Below are 20,157 nucleotides of genomic sequence, written 5' to 3' on the forward strand. Positions count from 1 at the left end.
ACTTTTAACGGTTACAGGATGCTGTCGATATCCATCTATAACCATTGAAAGTTTTTAGGAGGGGAGAGCGCGAGAGGGGGACACTTTTTTCAAAAAGGGTCCCCCTCTCGCATCCTCTTTTCCTCCCCGCCTATTGACCGAGCCATTGGGCCCAGACCTTGCGGTTCCTGGGGCCGTCCCATTCGCACAGGAAGATTCCCTGCCAGGTGCCGAGCATGATGCGGCCGGCCGCCACGATGAGCGTCAGCGACGGGCCGACCAACGTCGTTTTGATGTGGGCGTCGCTGTTGCCTTCGACGTGTCGGTAGCCGGCGTCCCGGGGCAGCAACCGCCCCATGGCCGCGACCATGTCGGCGACCACGTCCGGATCGGCGTCCTCGTTGACGGTGAGTCCGGCGGTGGTGTGGGGGCAGAAGACGACCAGCGCCCCGTCGCGCCAGCCCCTGGCGTCCACGAGTTCCTGCAGGGCGCTGGTGAGCCGGATGAGTTCCTCGCGGCGGGTGGTGTGCACCTCGAAGGTTTCCATAGGGTGAGCCTCCTTTAGCCGTCGTCGCGGACCGGACGAAATCCGTGACCGAAGGACGGGTCGTAGAGTTTGGAGCATGTTCCCTGGCCGAGCCCGGGCAGCACCAAGAAAAGGGTTTGCCGGTCGACGCCGGCATGGCGCACCGTTTCGGCCAGGGTGGCGACGGTGGCCCAGAGGCGTTTTTCCCCAGGCCAGCCCAGGCGATGGGCGATGGCCACCGGCGTGTCCCCGGGGAGTCCCGCTTCGCGCAGGGCGGCGGCCACGCCCTCGGGATCGCCGGCCGAGAGGTAGATGGCCAGGGTGGCTTTGTGCGCGGCCAGGGCGGCCAGGGATTCCCCCGGCGGCATGGGCGTGCGCCCGGCGAGCCGGGTCAGGATCAGGCTCTGGGTCGTCTCCGGTTCGGTTACGGAGACGCCGAAGGCGGCGGCGGCGGCCGAGGCCGAGGTAACGCCGGGAATGACCTGATAGGGGATGTCGTCGGCGACCAGGAGCCGGGTCTGTTCGGACAGCGCGCCGTAAAGGGCCGGATCGCCGGTATGCACCCGGGCGGCGATGCCCCCGGCCCGCACGGCGTCTACGAGCAGGGCATGGGTCTCGGCCAGGGTCAGCGGCGCGGAATCGACCACCCGCGCCTCTTTTTTGGCCAGGGCCACCACGGCCGGCGATACCAGCGAGCCGGCGTAAAGGACCAGATCGGCCCGGCCGATGATCCGGGCGGCCTTGACCGTGAGCAGCTCCGGGTCGCCGGGGCCGGCTCCGATGAAATAGACGCCGCAAGGGACGTCGGGCGCGTCAGCCATGGCGGGATTCCTTGACGGCGGTTAGGACGAAGACGGGATTTTCGGCGCAAAACCGCAGGTCCCCGGCAAGCGGGGTTGCCGTCTCCGCCTGGACCTGGGTGAGGGTCACGGGCCAGCCCAGGGCGCGAAGCGTTTCCAGGGCGCTGTGCAGGCTGCCGAGCAGCACGCAGTTGGCGACCAGCCTGCCCCCGGGGCGCAGCCGCCGGCACAGTTCGGGCAGCAGGTCCGGCGCGTTTGTCAGGCCCCCGCCGATGAAAATGCGGTCCGGGTCCGCCAGCCCGGCCAGGGCGTCCGGGGCCTCGCCGTGGATGGGCGTCACGGTCAGCGCGCCGGTGCGGCGGATGTTGTCCATAAGCAGCGCATGCCGGGCCGGATCGCGCTCCACGGCAAAGACCGGGCCGCCGAGGTTTAACAGGGACGCTTCCAGGGCCACGGCCCCGGTCCCGGCCCCCACGTCCCAGACGACGTCTCCCGGACGCGGTGCGAGCCCGGCCAGGGACACGGCCCGCACCGGAGCCTTGGTGAAGACGCGGTCGCTTCGCGAAAGCGCGTCGTCGGCAAGGCCCAGGCTGAGCGCGATTTCGGGCGGGTGCGTGCGTTCGACGAGCGTGAGGTTGAGCGGGGAAAAATCCTGGTTGGCCGCCTCGGCCAGACGCAGGCTGCGGCGGCGCTCCCCGGGCAAGCCCATTTCCTCCAGCACGTGCATCGTAAAGGCTGCGCCGCCGCGCCCAAGCAGCTTGTCCGCGATGACGGCCGGGGTGTTGACGGCGTCGGTGTAGACCGCTGCCGCGCCGTGGCGGACGAGGGCGGCGAAAAGGGGCGTCAGGTCGCTTCGGCCGTGGAGCGAAACGGCCGGGAGGTCCTGCCAGGGCCGGCCCAGCCGGGCGGCGGCGGCCCCGACGGCGGTGACGCTCGGGTAAAACGTCAGGCGATCGGACCCGAAACGTTCGACCAGCAGGCGGCCGATGCCGAAAAAAAGCGGATCGCCGTCGGCCAGCACGCAGACCGCCTCGCCGCTGTCGGTAGCGGTTTCGATGGCGTCGCACACGGCGGCAAGCGGACCGACGATGGGGATGCGGCGCGCGGGATGATCCGGAAAAAGGGCAAGCTGGCGGGCGCCGCCGACCACCACGGCGGCCCCGGCCAGGGCGTCGGCCGGTTCCGGGGCCAGCCATGGCCGGCCGATGCCGCAGCCGATGACGGCGACGCGCTTGGGGGTCATGTCGGGTACTCTCCAGAGGTCATGCCCCCCTGTACGCGCGCGTCGGGCCGGGGTCAAAAGGGTGGTTGCCCTTTTGGCGGGGCTGGGTCAGAAGTGTTTCAATGTGAAAAAGGGGGGTGATATGCTCGATCAACGCATTGGCGTCAGGTTCATGGGCGGGGCGCTGGCATCCCTGGGGTATACGGCGCTTTGCGCCGTGCTGGCGCTTTTTGTCATTCCGGCGGCCTGGGGCGTGGTGGCCTTTACGGCCTGGTGGTGCGGCGGGCTTGTCTTTTCCGACGGCACCCGGGCGGAATTTACCGGGCGGGGCGGCCGCGTCTGGCCGCTTTTTGCCGTGGCGGTTTTTTTGGCCATTCTGCCAAGCCTCGTGACGGCGGGCATGGAACACAACGCCAGGACGACGTCCGTGCAGTTGCTGCTCGTGTTGGCGCTGGTGCCGTTCGACGTGGCGGTCAAGCTGCCCATCTACCGCTGGCTGTTCGCGAACATCCGGCTCGAGCCCGGCGGCGCGCCCCGGTTCCACGGACGATACCTGCCCTATCTCGGCTGGGTGCTGCTTTTTTACCTCACGGCCCTGACCGTGGTGCTGTGGCCCTGGGTGGCCACGGGGCTTGTGCGCTGGTTTTGCGACAACCTCGAGGGCGACGGCTACGATGTCATGTTCGTGGGCACGGGCTGGGGGCTTCTCTGGCGCTCCGTCGTCTGGTTCGTCGGTTCCCTTCTCTTGATCCCCATTCCCTGGGTGCTGCGTTCCATGTACCGCTGGTGGACGGACAACCTCGAGCTTGTCCGCCATCCTGCCGACGCAACTTCCTTTCCCGCCTGATCTTCCGTTAAATGGGGCCAGGGGAGGCAGCGCCTCCCCTGGTCAGCATCACGCCATCGAAGTCGAACACGACGAGGGTGATGGCCGGGGAGCCGCCGGCAAAGCGGCGCATATGGGCCAGCGCCTCGCCGGCGAGCAGTTCGGCCAGGGCGCGTTTGGCTTCGGCCGAGGGGGCGATCTCGAAGGCATGACGGGCGGTGTTGGCCGTGGCCGCCTGCCGCGCTAAATCCTCTGGCCAGCCGGCCAGGGCGCACCAGTCGGCCAGGGCGGAAAAATCGGTTTCCCCTTTATGGGCATGGGTGTTGGGCAACCCCTGGGCCATCTTGACCAGCTTGCCGGGAAAGGCCGCCCAGACAATGGCCGCGAATTCCCGCCTGGCCGCTTCCGCAAGGGCGAAGGCGAAGAAATCCGCCGCCTGGACGCAGGCCGTTTCCGGCAGATCGGGGTAAAGGCTCCGCAGGAACGCCTCGCTGCGCCTGCCGGTGGAAAACCCGACCGTGCCATGGCCGAGCGCCTTGGCCACGTCGAGGGCTTCGGCGATGGAGGCCTTCCAGGCCTCGTGGCTAAACGGCCGCACGATGCCGGAGACGCCGAGGATGGAGATGCCGCCGACGATGCCCAGGCGCGGGTTGAGCGTCCGCTTGGCGATGGCTTCGCCGCCTTCCACCGTGACCACGGCCGCAAGTCCGCCCCCGTAGCCGCACTGGCGCGCCGCTTCGGTCAGGGCGGCGATGATCTGCTGGCGTGGCGCGGGATTGATGGCCGCCTGCCCGACCGGCACCGGCAGCCCCGGCAGCGTCACCCGGCCGACGCCCTCGCCGCCGTCAAGCGCGATCCCCGCTTCGGCCCGGCGCGTCACCCGGCAGCCGATGCGCGCCCCGTGGGTCGCGTCCGGGTCGTCGCCGCCGTCCTTGATGATGCAGGCTGCGGCTCCATCCCCTTCGCGCCGCGCTTCGGCCACGGCCAGGGACATACGGGAACCGTTCGGCAACGGCACATCGACGGTTCCGGGTACCGCCCCGCCAAGAAGCGTGAGCGCCGCCGCCTTGGCCGCGCCGGCCGCCGCCGTGCCGGTGGTGAAACCCTCGCGCAGCTTTTCCCCGGCCATCAGTCCCTCCCTTTGGCGCAGCAGGCCGCGAAATGGGCCGCCGCCCGGGGATTGCCGCCGAAATGCAGGTGCACGTAGCTGCCGAGCGTGTTGCCGCGCAGAAATCCCTCCGGCGCGTCGATGGGCCCCTTGCGTCCGGTCAGGGCATAGACGGCCGCAACCTCGCCCGTGTCGCCGTCCAGGCGCGAATAATGGAACTCGTGCCCCCGCAGCCGGGTCCCGGCCGGCCCAAGCGGCGTGTCCGCCCGGGTGACCGCCTCCCGGTAGCCCAGGGCCGAGAACCGTTCGCCCATGATCGCCCGGAACGGAAACACCCCGGCCATGGCCTGGCTGCGTCCCGCTTTGTCGACAAGCGACTCCATCAGATACATGAACCCGCCGCACTCGGCCAAAACCGGCCGCCCGGCGGCGCAGAATTCCCGGATGGCCCCGCGCATGGCCGCGTTCGCCGCAAGCTGTTGCGCGAAAAGCTCCGGATAGCCGCCGCCCAGGTACAGTCCCCCCACACCCTCGGGCAGGGCCGTGTCCGCAAGCGGCGAAAAATACGCCAGTTGCGCTCCGGCCGCTTCGAGCAGCCGCAGATTCTCCGCATAATAAAAGCAGAATGCCGCATCGCGGGCGACGCCGATGAGGGGCGATGTGGAGGGTATGCCTCCGGCGGCCAGGGGCGCTGCCCCTGGACCCTGCCGGGGGACCACGGCTCCCCCGGACCCCCGTAATGGGGGGAGGGATGGAATGAGGCGCGGCAGGTCCATGTGCGCTTCAATCCAGTCGGCCAGGGCGTCGAGGCGGGTAAGGGCCTCGGGGTCGGTTTCGGCCGTAACGAGCCCCAGGTGCCGCGAAGGCATGGCGATTGCCGGCCGGCGCGGCAACACGCCCCAAAGCGGCGTCTCAGGAAGCGCGACGGCCATGACCTCGGCCAAAAGCTCGCGGTGGCTGTCGCTGCCGGCGTTGTTGAGCGCCACGCCGCAAAAAGCGAGCTCCGGATCGAACCCCGTAAACCCGGACACCATCGCCGCCGTTGACCGGGCCATGGACGCGGCGTCCGCCACCAGCAGCACCGGCAGCCCGAGCGTCTTGGCCAGCCGGGCCGTGCTGCCGGCGTCGTCCGTGGCCGAGAAGCCGTCGAAAAGCCCCATCACCCCCTCGACCACCACCATGTCCGCGTCGGCCGCGTACCGGGCGAAGATCTCCCGCATGCCGTCCGGGCCGCACATCCAGTCGTCGAGGTTGTGGCTCACCCGGCCCGTGGCCAGCCCATGGTGCCCCGGGTCGATGAAGTCCGGCCCAACCTTGAACGCCTGCACCCGCAGCCCGCGCCGCGAAAGCGCCCGCATCAGCCCCAGCGCCACCGACGTCTTGCCGCAGCCGCTGCGCGTGCCGGCCACGACGAGGCCGCGCCCGGGGCGGGGGGATGGGTCGTCGGCGGGGCGCTGCCCCGGCCCCCGGCGGGGCTCCGCCCCTGCACCCCGCCGGGAGGCCAGGGGCCCCCCGGACCCCCCGTCCGGCTTTGGCTGGGCGGAGGATGGGTTGGTTGGCGGAAGGTCGGTGGGAGGAAGATGGAGTCGGCATTTGCCGGGACGGTGCCGCCGCTTCGCGGCAGGCTCGTCCCGGGCAAATGCCGACTCCACCGCGCCGTCGCCCCGTTGGGGCGAAAGTGGCAAGGAAGAATCGTTCATCGTCTTCCGCTTTGCGGCCCCTTTAAAGTTTTTGGGGAGGGTGGGGGTCCGGGGGAGGGAACCCTTTTTTTCAAAAAAGGGTTCCCTCCCCCGGCGCCTTCGATCTCCCTTCTCCCTTACCGGCCCAGTTCCAGAGCGCCGCTTGTTTTGAGGCGCGTCAGCAGCTTGTCGTTTCGGGCCTTGGCCATGCGGGGGGCTTCGTCTGGTTGGAAGGCGGCGAGGATCATGCCGCAGAACTTGTCGCCCTTGTAGACTTCCACGCGGTAGATGGAGCCGTCCTTGTCCACGGAGTAGCCGGCCTTGAGGTCGTCGCGGCGGATGGTGAGGCCGCCTTCGTCGTCGTGGCCGGGTTTGGCGTAACCGATGACGTTGACGCGGTAGTCGTGGTTTGGTTCGACGACGAAGGAGCCCGCCACGTTGACGACGCTGCCGAAGGGCACGGTGCGCCGCGTGCCGTCGATGGTCATGGGCACGGCGTCGAGGCTGGTGTCGTAGTCGAAGTATTGGGGGTCGAGTTCGGTCACGTTCTTGTTGCCGAAGTAGACCCTGAGGCTTTTGTCGGCCGAGACCAGGGCCATGATGGGGCTGCCGGGGCGGTATTCCACGGCGCTGCCCTTCTTGAGCGGGATGTAGCGCAGGCGTGCGCGGGCGTTTCGCAGGTCCAGGTAGACCTTGTTGTCGAAAAACGAGACGTCCACGTTGCTTTGCAGGGCTTCGGCCACCTGTTTGGTGTCCAGGGGAAAGGTGCGTTCGAATTCGATGCCGAAGGAATTGAGGAAGCTTTCGACCACGGCCAGGTGGTAGTAGGCGGACATGAAGGGGGTGATGTTCTTGCTGCCTTCGATGCCGAAAGCCGGCTTGCCGTGGTTGATGGCGAAGTAGGTCAGCGTCTTCGACATCTCCTTGGCGGTCTCGTTATTGAGGTCGTGGGTGTGGGTGTTTTTGACGTGGTAGGCGTGCAGCTCTTCGTAAAGGTGCTGGTTGGCGTCGTCCACGGCCTTTTGGGCCAGTGCCTGGAGGTCGCCGAAGCGCGCGCCGGGAACGCTGGTCTGGTCGATGATGACGGATTGGCCCCAGCGCGCCGGGCACTGCCAGTCGGAGACGTAGGTGGGGCTGTAGTAGCCCCAGCCGTCGTGCAGGTGGAGCACGGCGTCCACGCGCTTGTCGGTGATGATGGCCTTTATTTTCTGGATGGCCGCGTATTCCGGGTCCTTGGGGTCGAGGTCGGCGAACTTGCGGTTCATGTCGCCGTGCATGCCGCGCGAGTTGTGGATAATGGACAGGAAGTTGAGGTTGGGCACGACCCAGACCGCGCCGGTTTTGATCTTGTAGTGCGACACGAGCAGGGCGGCGGTGTAGAAGCCGCCGGGCTCGTCGCCCTGGATGCCGCCGACCACGAGCACGGTCGGGCCGGGGCGGCCGGAGTCGAGTTTGTGCAGGGTGAAGTCGAGATTGCCGCCGAAGGCGGTCGATGCGAAAGCCGAGAGGAGAAGCGCGATCAGGATGGAACGCATGGGACCTCGACGTGGCGTTGTTTTCGCCTTGTTTACAACAAGGCGGGGCGCCGTATTCTTTAACCGATCCGGCCTCGGAAGTCATCCCGGAGCCTGCCGCCGGTATCGCTGGCGGCTTGACGCGGCATGGCCGAAAGACGATACTATAATACGGAATAACCCCAAGGAGCGTGCCGCATGAAACCGGTCGATCTGCTGTACATGGGACTTGGCGCGGCCTTTTTGGCCAAGGACAAGTTCGAGGCGTTCGTGGACGAGATGGAAAAGCGCGGCGAGATGTCGCGCACCGAGGCCAAGAACTTCCTGGAAGACGCCAAGGCCCGGGCGCAACAGGAAGAGGAGGCGCTAAACGCCCGCATTCGCAAGGAGTTGCAGAAAGTTCTGGAAGGCATGGGCCTGGCCACCAAGGAGGACATTGCCGAACTCAAGGCGCTTATCGAGAAAAAGCCGTCCTGATGCCGTCCGGATTCGCGCCGCGCCGCGTCTGGCTGGCTTTTCGGTTCCTCCATACGGTCTTCGTGCTGGTGCGGCGCAAGGAGCGGTTTCTCGCCTTGCGCCCCTTGCCGCCGCGCCGGCTCAAAGAGGCCATCCTGACGCTCGGCGTCAGCTTCATCAAGCTGGCCCAGGTGCTGGCCACCCGGGCCGATTTTTTTACCGAGGACTATCTGGTCGAACTGCGGGGCATCCACGACGAGGTCGCCCCCATGCCCGAGTCCGATTTCCGGACGGCCTTCGCCAGGGCCTTCGGCGCCGCGCCGCCGTTTGCCGCCTTTGAGGCGCAGCCGCTGGCCAGCGCGTCCATCGGCCAGGTGCATGAGGCGTATCTTGCCGACGGGAATAAGGTTGCGGTGAAGCTGCGCCGGTTGGGGGTGGAGCGGCTGGTGCGGGCGGATTTGCGGCTGGTGCGGGGCATGTTGTCCCTTTTCTCCCCGTTTTTTTCGCGGGCTACGAAAAATTCCGTGGAAGCCGTGCTGGCGGAATTTTCCGCCATGATCGTCAAGGAAGCCGACTTGTCCGTGGAGCTTGCCAACCTGCGCAAGTTCACCGACGCCTACGGCGACGGCGCGGTGCGGTTCCCTGCTCCCGTGCCGGAGCTTTCCAACGCCGACGCCCTGGTCATGAGCTTCGAGACCGGGTTTCGCATCGACGACAAGGCCGGGCTGGCCGCCGCCGGCATCCCCTTCCGCAAGGTGCTCGACGACCTGATCGCCTTTTATATCGAACAGATGCTGGTGCGGGGCTATTTCCACGCCGACCCGCATCCCGGCAACATCCTGGTGCGGCCGGATGGGGGCATCACCCTGCTCGATTTCGGCATGGTCAAGCGGCTTCCCGCCGACACCCGGGTGGCCATGATCGAGGTGGCCAAGACCGCCCACGACCGGGACTACGAGGGCTTCATCGTGGCCTGCAAGCGTCTGGGCATCGTGGCCGCCGGGGCCGAGCCCACCGAGATGATGGAATTTTCCGAGCGCATGTTCGACATCTTCGGCGACGCCAGCCTGTCCGCCGCCTCCATGCAGGCGCTGGCCTTCTCGGTGCTCGATTCCATGAAGGACCTGCCGTTCAAGGTGCCTCAGGACGTGGTCTACGTCATGCGGGCGAGCACGCTGATCGAGGGCCTCGGCACCACCTACATCGAGAATTTCAACGGCGTGAAGGACATCCTGCCGCTTCTGCGCCGCAATCTGGCCCGGGCCATGGGCGCGGAGGCCGGGCTTTTTCCCACCCTGCGTTCGGAACTGACCAGCCTGCCGCTGACCTTGCGCCGGGCCAAGACGGTGCTGACGGACTTAAGCGAATCCAACCTGCGGGTGAAGCTCTCGCCCGAGACCCTGGAATACGCCGGCGAACGCCTGCGCCCCTATCTGCGCCGGGTGGCGTTGGGGATTTTGCTCCTTGCCGCCGCCTTTCTCGTGGCCCTGACGCGGCCGCCCCATGCCGTGCCCATTGCCTGGACACTGTTTGCGGCCGGGGCGGTACGCATCTGGCTGGCTCTCCGTTAGTGAAAGTACGACGCTACGCGCCGAAAAGCGCCTGCTCGAAAGAGGCGTAGCCTTTTTCCACCGCATATTCGTAGGGCATGTCCCAGTTGAAGCGGGCGCTTAAGGCGATATGCGGCACCGGGACAAAGCGCGCCTTGCGGGTGAGCAGGGCTTCGTAGCACGGGTCTGCGACAATGAAATCCACGGCCGGATCGTTTACGCGCTCGGCAATGGCCTGCTCGGCGTCGGTGTCCAGGTCGCGGGGGCCGCGCGCGGCGAGAACGCCCCGGCAACCGGGCGCGTCGGCAAAAAGCGCCTCGGACGGCGTCACGGACACCACGTCCACCTCGGGCAGGCCGAAATCGCGGCGCAGGCAGTGCTTGATGCCATAGCTGACGACCGGCTCGCCGATGACCAGGGCGTGTTTAAAGGGCGCTGGGCGCGCGGGCGGCGTCGCCGGGGCGGCGGGACGTCCCTCCAGCATGGCCAGGATGTCGGCCAGTCCCTGCCGGCCGACGGGCAGGCCGGCCACATAGGGCGTGCCGTAGGCGGCCTGCATGCGCGCGGCCAGGGACAGGCCGCTTGCCGAAACCACCAGGTTGGCGGCCGCTTCCGGGGCCTCGCGTACGGCCTGGAGCGGGTCCTCTTGGCCCGGGCGGGCCACGGAAAAGACGCTGACCAGGGCATGGCCGGCTTGTTCAAGGGCCGTCAAAAGCGGCTGGATATGTTCCGGCTTGCCCGTGGACAGGTGGATGGCCCCGAGCACGTTCAGGCTTTTTCCCCGCTTCTTTGTCGGCGGAACCATGAACTTGTCGGCCAGGGCCAGAAACGCCTTGCCCGCGCCCTCGGGGTAGGGCTCCGAGCCGGCGGTCGGCACCATGAACACCGGCAACCCGGTGCGGGCTTCCAGCGTGCGGGCGAAGCCCTTGAGGTCCGTGCCGATGATCTCCGAGATGGGCGTGCCGGCCAGGGCGATGAACCGGCGGTCGAGCTCGGTTGCGACCTTGGCGATGTTGTCGATGAACTTGTCCTCGTTGCCGAGGATGACGTCCATCTCCAGCAGTCCGGCCCCGACCACGGTGGCCGGTCCCCGGTACCAGCGGGGCTCGTCCTCGATATTGATGTGCCAGGCCCCGCCGGCCGGGCCGTAGATCACCACCAGCCCGTCGAAATCGTACAGGGCCGAACTGACGCCGAAATAGCCTGTGGCCAGGGGCAGAAGCTTGTGGAAGATTTTCATGTGCTCCATCCTTGCGCTGTCGGGCTTAAATGAGGAACTGGCGCCGGTAGATCCAGTCGTGGTTGCTGACCGGATGGGCCATCGCCTGCCGGGTTTCCTCGAGCATCCACACGGCGTTTTCGTAGCCGTAGTGCTGCTCCTGGTAGCGCGACAGCGGCACGTTGACCGCCTTGGCGCAGAACATGCCGGCGTCCACGCCGTAGGCCAGGTCCACGTGGTCGAAGGCGGCCGTTTCGCCGCAGAGGTTCGGGTGGGAGACGTTGTAGACCCGGATGTGCGGCGCGACCTCGCGCAGGCGTTCGATCAGCTTCCATTCGTAGGGCTTGAAGGTGCCGCGCCCGAAGATGGTATCCACCGTGAGTCCCGCGTCCACGAAGGCCAGGGCCAGCTCGTAGGGGCTGCCGTTGATCGCGCATCCAATGGCGATGGTCTTGCCGCGAAGGGTGTCGAGGAGCGGTCCGGCGGCTTCCTTGGCGGCCTTCTCGGCGGCCGTCGTGTCCAGGTCGCGGCCGAGGGCCTCGCCTATTTTGGCGTACTGGGCGGCGATGGTCCCGAAGCCGTAGGCCGTGGGCACGAAAAGCGACGGGATGCCCAGCTCCTTTTCCATGCGTCCGGCCATGCCGTTGGCCAGCGGATGGAGCACCAGGGAATGCCCGGCCGAGGCCATGCGGGAAAACTCCTCGAGATCGGCGCAAAGGGGAATCTGGGTGAGGCGCGACAGGCCGGCCGCCCGCAGCACCGCGTAGAATTCGCCGTCCGGGGAAAGCGGCATGAAGGTGCCGAGCAGGTTCACGGCGTCGGGATCGGGCGTGCGCGGCGCATCCTTTAAAAACTCGAAAAACGAGGTGTAGGCCGAGGTGAAGGGCGATTCCTTGAGCCCGATGGTGATGGGGGCCATGGCCCCGAGGATGACGCGGCGGCCGGTGGCGGCCGTGAGCCGCTCGAGCACGCCGGTGAAATCCGTGCCCAGGATGTAGTCCGGGCAGCCGACGATGAGGAAGATGGCCTTTTCCGGCCGGGTGGCCGCGATGTCCCGCACGGCCTTCTCGATCTTGTCCAGATGCCGGCCCATGGTCATGTCCACTTCCTCGAGGCACAGCATATAGAAGCGGTCGCCGAATCCTCGGGCATGGGCCATGAAGGCCGAGTGGCGCAGGCAGGCCGAGGGCCCGACCATGATGGAAAGCGACTCGGGCAAAAGGAGCGAGGTTTCGATGACGCCCCAGCCGGCCAGATTGGGGCCCACGCCCTCCAGCGGCGCGAAGGGGAAATCCTCCCGTCGCGTGAGCCGCGCCATCTCGATCGAGGCTTGTGTTGCGCGCATGGCGTTCTCCTGTTGTCTTCTCAGTCCCCCTTTCCCATCAGCTCATGAGAAAAGGAAAAAAGTTTAGGAAGGGGAGAGCGCGAGAGGGGAGAACCCTTTTTAAAGGGTTTCCCCTCTCGCATCGCTTCCTTTCCTATAATCCCATCATGGTCCGGGCGAGGTTGCGGAATTCGAGGGAGGTCGGCAGTCCGGGGTCGCCTTCCACGATGGTCCTGCCTTCTTCCTCGAAGGCGTGGATGGCCCGGTCGCGGGGGATGACGCCGAGGATGGTGGTGTCCATTTTGGCGGCGAAATCCTCCACCCGGGCCTTCTCGTCGGCCATGTCGCGGCAGTTGAGGATCAGCCCGCCGAGCTCGGCGTAGTGGCGGTCGGCGAAATGGCGCAGGGCCAGGATGATGTTGCGGGCGGCGAGCAGGGCCATTTTTTCGCCCGAGGTGACGATGGCCACCTTGTCGGCGAAGCCTTCGCGCATGGGCACGGCGATGCCGCCGCAGACGATGTCGGCCAGGATGTCGTAGAGCACCACGTCCGGGGCGTAGGTCGCGTAGGCGTTCATTTCTTCCAGCAGCTCGAAGGCGGTGAGCATGCCCCGGCCGAAGCAGCCGACGCCGGGAGTCGGGCCGCCGACCTCCAGGCAGGTGGTGCCGCCGAAACCGGTGCGGGCGATCTCGTCGAGGCTGGCCGGCCGGCCGTGTTCCTGGAGGTATTGCAGGATGGGCGGCGGGGTCAGGCCGCGCAGCAGATTGATGGTGGAGTCCGTTTTCGGGTCGCAGCCGATCTGCATGACCTTGCGGCCCTCGAGGCTCAGGGCGGCCGAGAGGCTTGAGGTCACGGTGGATTTGCCGATGCCGCCCTTGCCGTAGATGGCGATCTTAATCATGCGCCGCTCCTTGCATCTTGAGGGAATCACCGCGACTGGAGCCGATCGTGCGTCCGGCGCGGGCCAGCACGTTTTTCGCCTCGTCGACGGAGACGTACCGTTTTTTGGTGGTGATCTGGAATTCGTATTCGATTTTGTCTTTTTTGCTTTGGGCGAAGGGGTTGCAGTTGGGCATGATGACGTTGGCCCCGCCCTGGACGAGCGCTCGGTACTGGCCCTGGTCCGGGTCCAATGTCGCGACGGTGTTGGCCGCCGCCAGATGGGTGTTCCGGGTCACGATGCGGGTCAGGGCGAAGACGCGCAGCATCAGTTCGATGTCCCCGGCCGGCTCGCTCCCGAGCGGCGTGCTGCCGTCCGGAATAAACGGCCCGATGTTGACCATGTCCGGTTGGAAGTCCTGGAAAAAGAGGATGTCGTCGGCCAGATCGTCCAGGGTTTGGCCGGGCAGGCCGACAATGTTGCCCACGCCCGTCTGGTAGCCCAGGTCCCGGATGGTCTTTAAAGCGCGAAGCCGCCCGGCCAGCGTGCGTCCGGGGCGCATCCGGGCGTAAAGCTCCGGGTTCATGGTCTCGTGCTTCATGAGGTAGCGGCCGGCCCCGGCGTCCCGGAAGGCGCGCAAATCGTCCGGCGAGCGCTCGCCGAGGCTCAGGGTGACGGCCACGTCGGCCTGGTCGAGAATCCGGCGCAGGATCGAGCGGACCCGCTCCCGGGTGTAGTAGCCGTCCTCGCCGGATTGGAGGACCACGGTGCGAAGCCCTGCGTCGGCCACGGCGAGGGCGGTCTCCACGACCGTATCCTCGGACATGCGAAAGCGCTCGATGGCGCGGTTGCTTGCGCGCAGGCCGCAATAAAGGTCGTCGCACGAGCAGTGGTTGGAAAAGTGCACCACGCCGCGCAGCTGGGCCTCGTCGCCGCAATGTTCCCGGCGCACGCGGTCGGCCTCCGTAAAAAGCGCCTTTCCGGCCGCCGGATCGCCCAGGGCGTCGAGGATTTCCCGTCTGTTCATGGCCGCATCCTTTTTCCCGCTTATTTCGCGTTGGTGCTTGTCACGCGGCCGGTGTCGGCGTCCTCGACGCGCAGCACGCAGGCGTTGCAGGGATCGAACGTGTGTATGACGCGCAAGAGTTCCAGTGGATTGGCCGGGTCGGCCACCGGGATGTCCAGCAGGGCCCGCTCCAGGGGGCCGGGAATCCCGTCGCCGCTTCGGGGGGAGAAGTTCCAAAGCGAGGGCACGAGCGCCTCGTGGGCGACGATCCGCCGGTTTCGCAGGCGGATGCGGTGCACGAGCGCGCCCCGTGTGAGTTCCGCCAGGCCGATGCCCTCGCCGCTGTCCGGGAGCGTGAAAGGCACCTGCAGGACCGGGTTTTCCGCGTCGAGGCAGCGGTCGAGGTCGCCGAGCCAGGCCGTGACGGAGCGGATGCAGGCCACGGATTCGATGCCCCGGGCCAGCACCCGGCCGATGACGGAATCAAGCGCTCCAAGCGGCAGACCGAGCGCTGTCAAGGCCGCGTCCGCAAGCTCCCGGACCATGGCGTTGGCGCGTCCGTAGGCTCCGACGATGCGGGCCACGGGCCCGACCTCGCAGGCCCGGCCGGCATGGCGCGGCGCGCTGAACCAGCGGAAATCGTCGTTTCGCCAGTGGTAGGCCGTTTCCCCCGGGCCGAAGCGCAGCCGGTAGCGGTCCTTGTCCCGCTCGGCCCAGCCCGGGTCCGTCTCGTCGGTGACCGCGTCCGGGCTGGCCGGCGCGGCCTGGCCGGCGTCTTTAACCGTGAAGACGCCGCCCGGGAAAAGGGCGTCGCCCCCCTCCGGGCCGGGGAACTCCCCCCAGGACAAAAAGGCGTCGGAGCGGCCCACGGCGGCCCAATCCTTATAGATGCCGCCGACGAGCAGAACGTCGGGCAGGAAGGTGCCCTCGATAAATTGCCGGCACTCGCCCAAAAGCGCCGCGCAGGCGGCCCGGGCCGTGGGGGAAAGGTCGGGATTGCCGCCGCCGGTCAGGCTGGCGCTTTGGGGGAGCCCCCCGATATGCCAGGTGGCGTTGGCGGCCAACGCGCCGCGCAGGATGCCCTGGGCTCTCGTCAGCTTGGTCCGGATGTCCATGGCCGGCTGGATGTGACTCAAAACGAGCAGGCTGGCTTCGGGCGAGGCGTTCTGGGCCGGGTGGCCGGCCTTGCCCACGGAAAAGACCGTGCCGCCGTCGCCCGCGGCCAGGGCGGCCAGCAGGCCTTGCGCCTCTTGGTAGAATTTCGCCCCGGCGGCGAGGGAGGGGCTTTTTTCGCGGGCAAAGGCGGCCGTCTTTTCGGGCGAGGCGCGCAGGGCGGCGGCGAGGTCCAGCCAGTCGTTGCTATAGAACAAGTAGAAATGGGTGAGATGGTCGAGAAGGTACTGGAGCGCGTGCACGATGTTTCGCGCCAGACGCGCGGATTCGGGCAGGCGTATGCCGATGAGCCGTTCCAGGGCCCGGGTGGCGGCCAGGGCATGGCCGGCGTTGCACAGGCAGTGGGGGCGCTGGGCGAAAAAGGATTCCTCCCCGGACAGTCTGGCCCCGAGCAGGTAATTCATGTTGTGGAGCATCTTCCCCGTGCTCCAGGCCCGCGCCACCCGCCCCTTGGCGCGAAGGACGCTGATGATGAAGAGGTTGCCTTCGCACAGGGCGATGCCGGCGTTTTTTTCGGGGTGTATGGACATGCGGCGGTCTCGTCAGGCTCCAGGCGGCGGGGCGCGGCTTGCGGTCTTCGTCTTCCCGTGGAGGCGCGTGGCCCCTTCCTTGTGGATAAGAAAATATAAAAGGTGTCACCAGTACGATCAAGCCCATGCCGCTTTGAAAAGGAACGTTGTTTTCGAGGGCGAAGCGTTACCCGTGCGGCAGCGGGCAAGAGGGGTCGGAAGGCATATCGCGGACCGGCCGGAGACGACGATGCGAGGCGGACGGCGGGGCGATCGTCGCGAAATTCATGCAGGCTGCGTGGCGAGCATGCGGGCCAATGGCATCACCAGCTTTTCGCGAAAACGCGATGCGCTGTTATTGGGTTCCCTTTTCGTTATGGTCGTAACCACTTGTTTTTTAGACCTCTCCCAGCTTTCTGTCAAAAGGAAAAGGGGAGGGCGCTTTGGGGGGCCAGGGGAAACCCTTTCGTAAGACAAGGGTTCCCCAGGCATCTTATTTAACCGAAACGGCTGATATCGGTTTTGCAGGCGTCGTCCCATTCCAGGCAATCGAGGTCGGTGATGGCCTCGAACTGGTTCAGGCAGCGCTGGCACTTCCGGGCCACGGCCACCTTGCCGCCCTTGATGTCGGCCTCGGTCGCCTCGACCGTGACCTTTTCCCCGCAGCTCGGGCAAACGGCCGTGAATTTCGCTTTCTTTTCCGCCACGTCGCACTCCTTTGACAGGTTTTCCCCCGGCGCGCGGCACATGGCGGCCAGGGTATTTTCAACGGTAGCACTCCAGGCCGGGCGGAGGCAATGCGCGCCGCCCTTCGCCCGCAACCCGGCCACATCCTTGACGCCTGTCCGCTCCCGAAGCATCATGGCCTACGTGATGCAATCCCAACACGGGAGGGGTCATGCGGACCACGGCCTATCTGCTTGAAAGCCTTGTCGCCGAGGGTGTGGGGCACACGTTTCTGGTCCCCGGCGGCCTTGTCGATCCTTTTCTGCCCGATCTCGCCGCCACGCCGGGCATGACGCCCATTGTGGCCGCCCACGAATCCGGCGCCGCCTACATGGCCGACGGTTACGCCCGGGCCTCGGGCCGTTTCGGGGTGGCCCTGGCCATCGGCGGACCGGGCGTGACCAATCTGGTGACCGCCGCCGCCTCGGCCCGGGCCGACGCCTCGCCGGTGCTCTTCGTCACCGGGCAGGTGCCGACCGACTGGGAAGGGCGCGGCGGGTTCCAGGACTCCTCACCGGCGTCGCTCAACGACGTGGCCTTGCTCTCCCCGGTCACGGCGCTCTCGGTGTCCGTGGAAAATCCGCACCTTACCCATCACCACCTGCGGGCCTGCCTGACGCGCATGCTGGCCGGTCCCAAGGCCCCGGTCCACATGAGCCTGCCCCTGGACGTGCAGCGCGCGGAAGTCCCTTCGCCCTGGGAGGCGCTCGACGACTCGGTCTACCGGCCCCGCTTCGTGGACGGCAGCGCCGTGGAGCGGCTGTGGCGCGTGCTGGTGCCGGACGGCGGCGGCGAGGCTCCCACGCGGGTGGCCATCCTGGCCGGGGCCGGGGTGGAGAAATCCGGGGCCACGGACTGCCTGGTCGCCTTTGCCGAACAGTTCGAAATCCCGGTGGCCACGACCTTGCGGGCCAAAGGGGCGTTCCCGGAAGACCACCGGCTTTCGCTCGGCATCTTCGGCTACGCCGGCCACCGCCACGCCATCGAAACGTTTCTGTCCGGCCGGGTGGAGGTGCTCATCGTGCTCGGCAGCGGCCTGTCCCAGCGCGATACCCTCTTCTGGGACCGGAAGATGCTGCCCACGCGCGCCCTGGTCCATGTGGACGTGGACCCGCCCGCCATCGGCCGCACCTTCCATACCCACGTGCCCATCGTGGGGGACTGCCGGGCAGCGCTGACCCTGATGATGGAGGGCGGTTCGGCCCGGGTGATGCACCTGCGGGCCGGCAACCAGGCCCGGGCGGCCTGGCTGGCGTCCATCCGGGCGTCCGGACCGCGCGAGTACGACCCCGGGCACGCCGCAAGCGAGGACGTGCCCCTGCACCCGGCGCGGGTGGCGGCCGAGCTGCGCCAGGCCCTGCCCCGGGACGCGGCCGTGGCCGTGGACTCGGGGGCGCACCGGGCGTTTTTCGCCCATTATTTCAAGGCATACGGTCCGCGCACGTACTATACGGCCTCCAACCTCGGCCCCATGGGCTGGGCCATCCCGGCGGCGGTCGGCATCAAGGCGGCCCTGGGCCAAACGCCCGTCGCCTGCGTCACCGGCGACGGCTGCATGCTCATGCATGGCATGGAGGTGGCCACGGCCGCCCGCTACGGCCTGCCGATCCTCTTTGTGGTGGTCAACAACAACGCCCTGGGCAACGTCTGGCTGCGGGCCATCCAGGAAGGACCCGGCCCCGGAGCCCTGGCCGAGCTGCCCGGACACGACTTCGCCGCCTTCGGCCGGGCCATGGGCGCGCGGGGCCTCACGGTGACAAGGCCCGAGGAACTGGCCCCGGCTTTCGCCGAAGGCCTGTCCGGAGAAGGGCCTTGCGTGGTGGACGTGCGCTGCGACAGACGCTTCACCACGCCCGTCACGCCCTACTCCGAAGCCAAAAAAGAGTGGGTGGACAGCGATTGAGGGGCAGGGAACGAGAAGAAACGGGGGGACGCCTTTCCGCAAGAACGGTGTCCCCCTTCCTTTTTCGGCCTCGTTACCGGGCGATGCCGGTGAGGGCGAGCAGCCAGTAGCAGGCCGCCGAGGCCAGGGCCGCCGCCGGGATGGTCATGACCCAGGCCATGACCAGTCGGCCGGCCACGCCCCAGCGCACGGCGGACAGGCGCTTGGACGCGCCCACGCCGATGACCGTGGTGGAGATGGTGTGGGTGGTGGAGATGGGCGCGCCCAGGACCGAAGCGCCGCTGATGACGGCCGCCGCCGCCGTTTCCGCGGCGAAGCCGTGGATGGGCTCGAGTTTGAAGATCTTGTGCCCCATGGTCTTGACGATCTTCCAGCCGCCGGAGGCCGTGCCGAGGCCCATGGAGGCGGCGCAGGCGAGTTTGACCCAGAAGGGCACGGTCATTTCCGGAATCGAACCGGCCAGGAACAGGGCCAGGGTGATGATGCCCATGGTCTTCTGGGCGTCGTTTAGGCCGTGGCTGGTGGCCATGAAGGCCGAGGACAGGATTTGCAGCTTCTTGAAAAGGCCGTTGACCCGGTGCGGCGTGCTGCGGCGCACCAGCCACGACAGGAGCACCATGAGCAGGTAGCCGGACACGAACCCGGCCAGGGGCGAAAGCACCAGCGGCAGCAGGACCTTGTGGGCGATGGAGCCGTAGCTCGGCGTATCCCAGCCGCCATAGGCCACGGCCGCGCCGATGAGCCCGCCGACCAGGGCGTGGGACGACGACGACGGCAGTCCCCAGTACCAGGTGAGCAGGTTCCAGATGATCGCCCCCATAAGCGCGGCCAGGACCACGCCCTGGCTGCCGGAGACCACGTCGGGCCGCACGATGCCGCTGCCCATGGTATGGGCCACGGCCGTGCCCAGAAAAGCGCCCACCAGGTTCAGGACGCCGGCCATGCACACGGCGGTCAGCGGCGAGAGCACCTTGGTGGAAACGACCGTGGCGATGGCGTTGGCGCTGTCGTGGGCGCCGTTGGTGAAATCGAACAGCAGCGCGATGCCGACCACCGCGATGAGCAGCACCGGGATATCAGGCATTTTTGAGCACCACGCCTTCGAGCACGTCGGAGAGGGATTCGGTGCGCTCGACGGCCGCCTCGATGCGGTCGAACAGGTGCTTCCATTTGACGATTTCGAGAATGGCCGCGTAGCCGGCGCAGTCCTCGCCGCCGTCGTAGAGTTCGCCGATGCCGACCATGATCAGGGTTTCGCACTCGTGCTTGAGGCCTTCGATCTTGAGAAACTGCTGCTCGGCCTGCTTGTTCTGGCGCATGTGCGCGAGCACGGCCCCGATTTCCTCGATCATGGCCCGCAGGTTGCTGATGATGCGCCGGGCGGGATAGCGGATGCGGTCGAAGCCGAAAAGCCCCACCCGGGAGGCGATGGCCTTGATGAGGTTCAGGATGTCTTCCTGGGTGAGGTTGATCTCGTGGATGTCCTCGCGGTCGATGGGCGTAATGAAGGTGAGTGAGAGTTCCTTGGCGATGCGCCGGCTGATGGTGTTGCCCTCGGACTCGATGATGGTGATGCGCCGGCAGCGATCCTCCACGTCGTCGAAGGTGGTGAACAGTTCGTCGAGGATGATCGCGGCCTTGACGAGTTTACGGTGTTGCTCGGCAAACAGGTCGTAGAATTTCACGGACCTGGGAAACAGGCTGAACCCCATGGCGTCTCCGCTTTGTTAACTGCTTGTATGGGGGAAACCGCGCGT

The 20,157-nt window shown here is 67.1% G+C and carries 18 protein-coding genes; 4 read left to right on the plus strand and 14 right to left on the minus strand.

The features are described 5' to 3' along the window. Window positions 1-130: 130 nt before the first annotated feature. Genes DESFRDRAFT_RS07950 through DESFRDRAFT_RS07960 form a run of 3 tightly spaced genes read right to left on the minus strand, consistent with a single transcriptional unit; the run spans window position 131 to window position 2,548 of the window. Window positions 131-526 (minus strand): secondary thiamine-phosphate synthase enzyme YjbQ, encoded by a 396-nt coding sequence (locus DESFRDRAFT_RS07950; RefSeq protein WP_005992836.1) that lies wholly within the window; start codon window positions 524-526, stop codon window positions 131-133. Between the two features lie 14 nt (window positions 527-540). Further along, on the minus strand, window positions 541-1,326 hold the full coding sequence (gene cobM, locus DESFRDRAFT_RS07955) for a precorrin-4 C(11)-methyltransferase (RefSeq protein WP_005992838.1): 786 nt from the start codon (window positions 1,324-1,326) through the stop codon (window positions 541-543). After that, entirely contained in the window at window positions 1,319-2,548 is a 1,230-nt protein-coding gene (locus tag DESFRDRAFT_RS07960; RefSeq protein WP_005992840.1) for a bifunctional cobalt-precorrin-7 (C(5))-methyltransferase/cobalt-precorrin-6B (C(15))-methyltransferase, read from the minus strand. The genes cobM and DESFRDRAFT_RS07960 overlap by 8 nt, the downstream gene beginning before the upstream one ends. A 121-nt stretch (window positions 2,549-2,669) precedes the next feature. Between DESFRDRAFT_RS07960 and DESFRDRAFT_RS07965 the strand changes: the two genes are divergently transcribed. Next, window positions 2,670-3,374: a hypothetical protein gene (locus DESFRDRAFT_RS07965; protein ID WP_005992841.1), complete on the plus strand. Its 705-nt coding sequence runs from the start codon at window positions 2,670-2,672 to the stop codon at window positions 3,372-3,374. 7 nt (window positions 3,375-3,381) lie between these two features. On the opposite strand, the gene cbiD is transcribed toward DESFRDRAFT_RS07965, so the two are convergent. From cbiD to DESFRDRAFT_RS07980, 3 genes are all read right to left on the minus strand, one after another. Further along, the gene (gene cbiD / locus DESFRDRAFT_RS07970; protein WP_005992842.1) at window positions 3,382-4,482 is read right to left on the minus strand and encodes a cobalt-precorrin-5B (C(1))-methyltransferase CbiD; all 1,101 of its coding nucleotides are present in this window, start codon (window positions 4,480-4,482) and stop codon (window positions 3,382-3,384) included. Beyond that, complete coding sequence (locus tag DESFRDRAFT_RS07975; protein ID WP_005992843.1) at window positions 4,482-6,161, minus strand: cobyrinate a,c-diamide synthase; 1,680 nt, start codon at window positions 6,159-6,161, stop codon at window positions 4,482-4,484. The genes cbiD and DESFRDRAFT_RS07975 overlap by 1 nt, the downstream gene beginning before the upstream one ends. Window positions 6,162-6,277: 116 nt before the next feature. Continuing rightward, complete coding sequence (locus DESFRDRAFT_RS07980) at window positions 6,278-7,675, minus strand: M14 family metallopeptidase (protein ID WP_005992844.1); 1,398 nt, start codon at window positions 7,673-7,675, stop codon at window positions 6,278-6,280. A 177-nt stretch (window positions 7,676-7,852) separates the two neighbouring features. On the opposite strand from DESFRDRAFT_RS07980, the gene DESFRDRAFT_RS07985 reads away from it, so the two are divergent. After that, window positions 7,853-8,131: a phasin family protein gene (locus DESFRDRAFT_RS07985; RefSeq protein WP_005992846.1), complete on the plus strand. Its 279-nt coding sequence runs from the start codon at window positions 7,853-7,855 to the stop codon at window positions 8,129-8,131. Then, complete coding sequence (locus DESFRDRAFT_RS07990) at window positions 8,131-9,681, plus strand: ABC1 kinase family protein (protein ID WP_005992847.1); 1,551 nt, start codon at window positions 8,131-8,133, stop codon at window positions 9,679-9,681. Before DESFRDRAFT_RS07985 ends, DESFRDRAFT_RS07990 begins: the two co-directional genes overlap by 1 nt. Before the next feature lie 13 nt (window positions 9,682-9,694). Here the strand turns inward: DESFRDRAFT_RS07990 and DESFRDRAFT_RS07995 are convergent, their stop codons facing one another. The 6 genes from DESFRDRAFT_RS07995 to DESFRDRAFT_RS08020 all read right to left on the minus strand — a co-directional run bounded on the left by DESFRDRAFT_RS07995 (window position 9,695) and on the right by DESFRDRAFT_RS08020 (window position 16,634). After that, window positions 9,695-10,900 (minus strand): oxidoreductase/nitrogenase component 1, encoded by a 1,206-nt coding sequence (locus DESFRDRAFT_RS07995; protein ID WP_005992849.1) that lies wholly within the window; start codon window positions 10,898-10,900, stop codon window positions 9,695-9,697. Window positions 10,901-10,925: 25 nt separating this feature from the next. Beyond that, window positions 10,926-12,224, minus strand: coding sequence for an oxidoreductase/nitrogenase component 1 (locus tag DESFRDRAFT_RS08000; RefSeq protein ID WP_005992851.1), 1,299 nt, complete (start codon window positions 12,222-12,224; stop codon window positions 10,926-10,928). Window positions 12,225-12,357: 133 nt separating this feature from the next. After that, window positions 12,358-13,104, minus strand: a complete 747-nt coding sequence (locus DESFRDRAFT_RS08005; RefSeq protein WP_005992853.1) for a nucleotide-binding protein — start codon at window positions 13,102-13,104, stop codon at window positions 12,358-12,360. After that, on the minus strand, window positions 13,097-14,110 hold the full coding sequence (hydE, locus tag DESFRDRAFT_RS08010) for a [FeFe] hydrogenase H-cluster radical SAM maturase HydE (RefSeq protein WP_005992855.1): 1,014 nt from the start codon (window positions 14,108-14,110) through the stop codon (window positions 13,097-13,099). Before hydE ends, DESFRDRAFT_RS08005 begins: the two co-directional genes overlap by 8 nt. A gap of 20 nt (window positions 14,111-14,130) precedes the next feature. Further along, on the minus strand, window positions 14,131-15,792 hold the full coding sequence (locus tag DESFRDRAFT_RS08015) for a nickel-dependent hydrogenase large subunit (RefSeq protein WP_005992857.1): 1,662 nt from the start codon (window positions 15,790-15,792) through the stop codon (window positions 14,131-14,133). Between the two features lie 476 nt (window positions 15,793-16,268). Continuing rightward, window positions 16,269-16,634: a hypothetical protein gene (locus DESFRDRAFT_RS08020; RefSeq protein WP_144004974.1), complete on the minus strand. Its 366-nt coding sequence runs from the start codon at window positions 16,632-16,634 to the stop codon at window positions 16,269-16,271. Window positions 16,635-16,669: 35 nt separating this feature from the next. Here DESFRDRAFT_RS08020 and DESFRDRAFT_RS08025 point away from each other — a divergent pair, with 35 nt between their 5' ends. Then, window positions 16,670-18,400 carry a thiamine pyrophosphate-binding protein gene (locus tag DESFRDRAFT_RS08025; protein WP_005992861.1) on the plus strand — a complete coding sequence of 577 codons (1,731 nt, stop codon included), beginning with the start codon at window positions 16,670-16,672 and terminating at the stop codon, window positions 18,398-18,400. A 73-nt stretch (window positions 18,401-18,473) separates the two neighbouring features. Here the strand turns inward: DESFRDRAFT_RS08025 and DESFRDRAFT_RS08030 are convergent, their stop codons facing one another. Then, the gene (locus DESFRDRAFT_RS08030; protein WP_005992863.1) at window positions 18,474-19,484 is read right to left on the minus strand and encodes an inorganic phosphate transporter; all 1,011 of its coding nucleotides are present in this window, start codon (window positions 19,482-19,484) and stop codon (window positions 18,474-18,476) included. Further along, a complete protein-coding gene (locus tag DESFRDRAFT_RS08035; protein ID WP_005992865.1) occupies window positions 19,477-20,112 on the minus strand; it encodes a DUF47 domain-containing protein in 636 nt (211 codons plus the stop codon). Before DESFRDRAFT_RS08035 ends, DESFRDRAFT_RS08030 begins: the two co-directional genes overlap by 8 nt. Between the last annotated feature and the right edge of the window lie 45 nt (window positions 20,113-20,157).

Origin of the sequence: Solidesulfovibrio fructosivorans JJ], from assembly GCF_000179555.1 — a bacterium.
Lineage (GTDB): Bacteria > Desulfobacterota > Desulfovibrionia > Desulfovibrionales > Desulfovibrionaceae > Solidesulfovibrio > Solidesulfovibrio fructosivorans.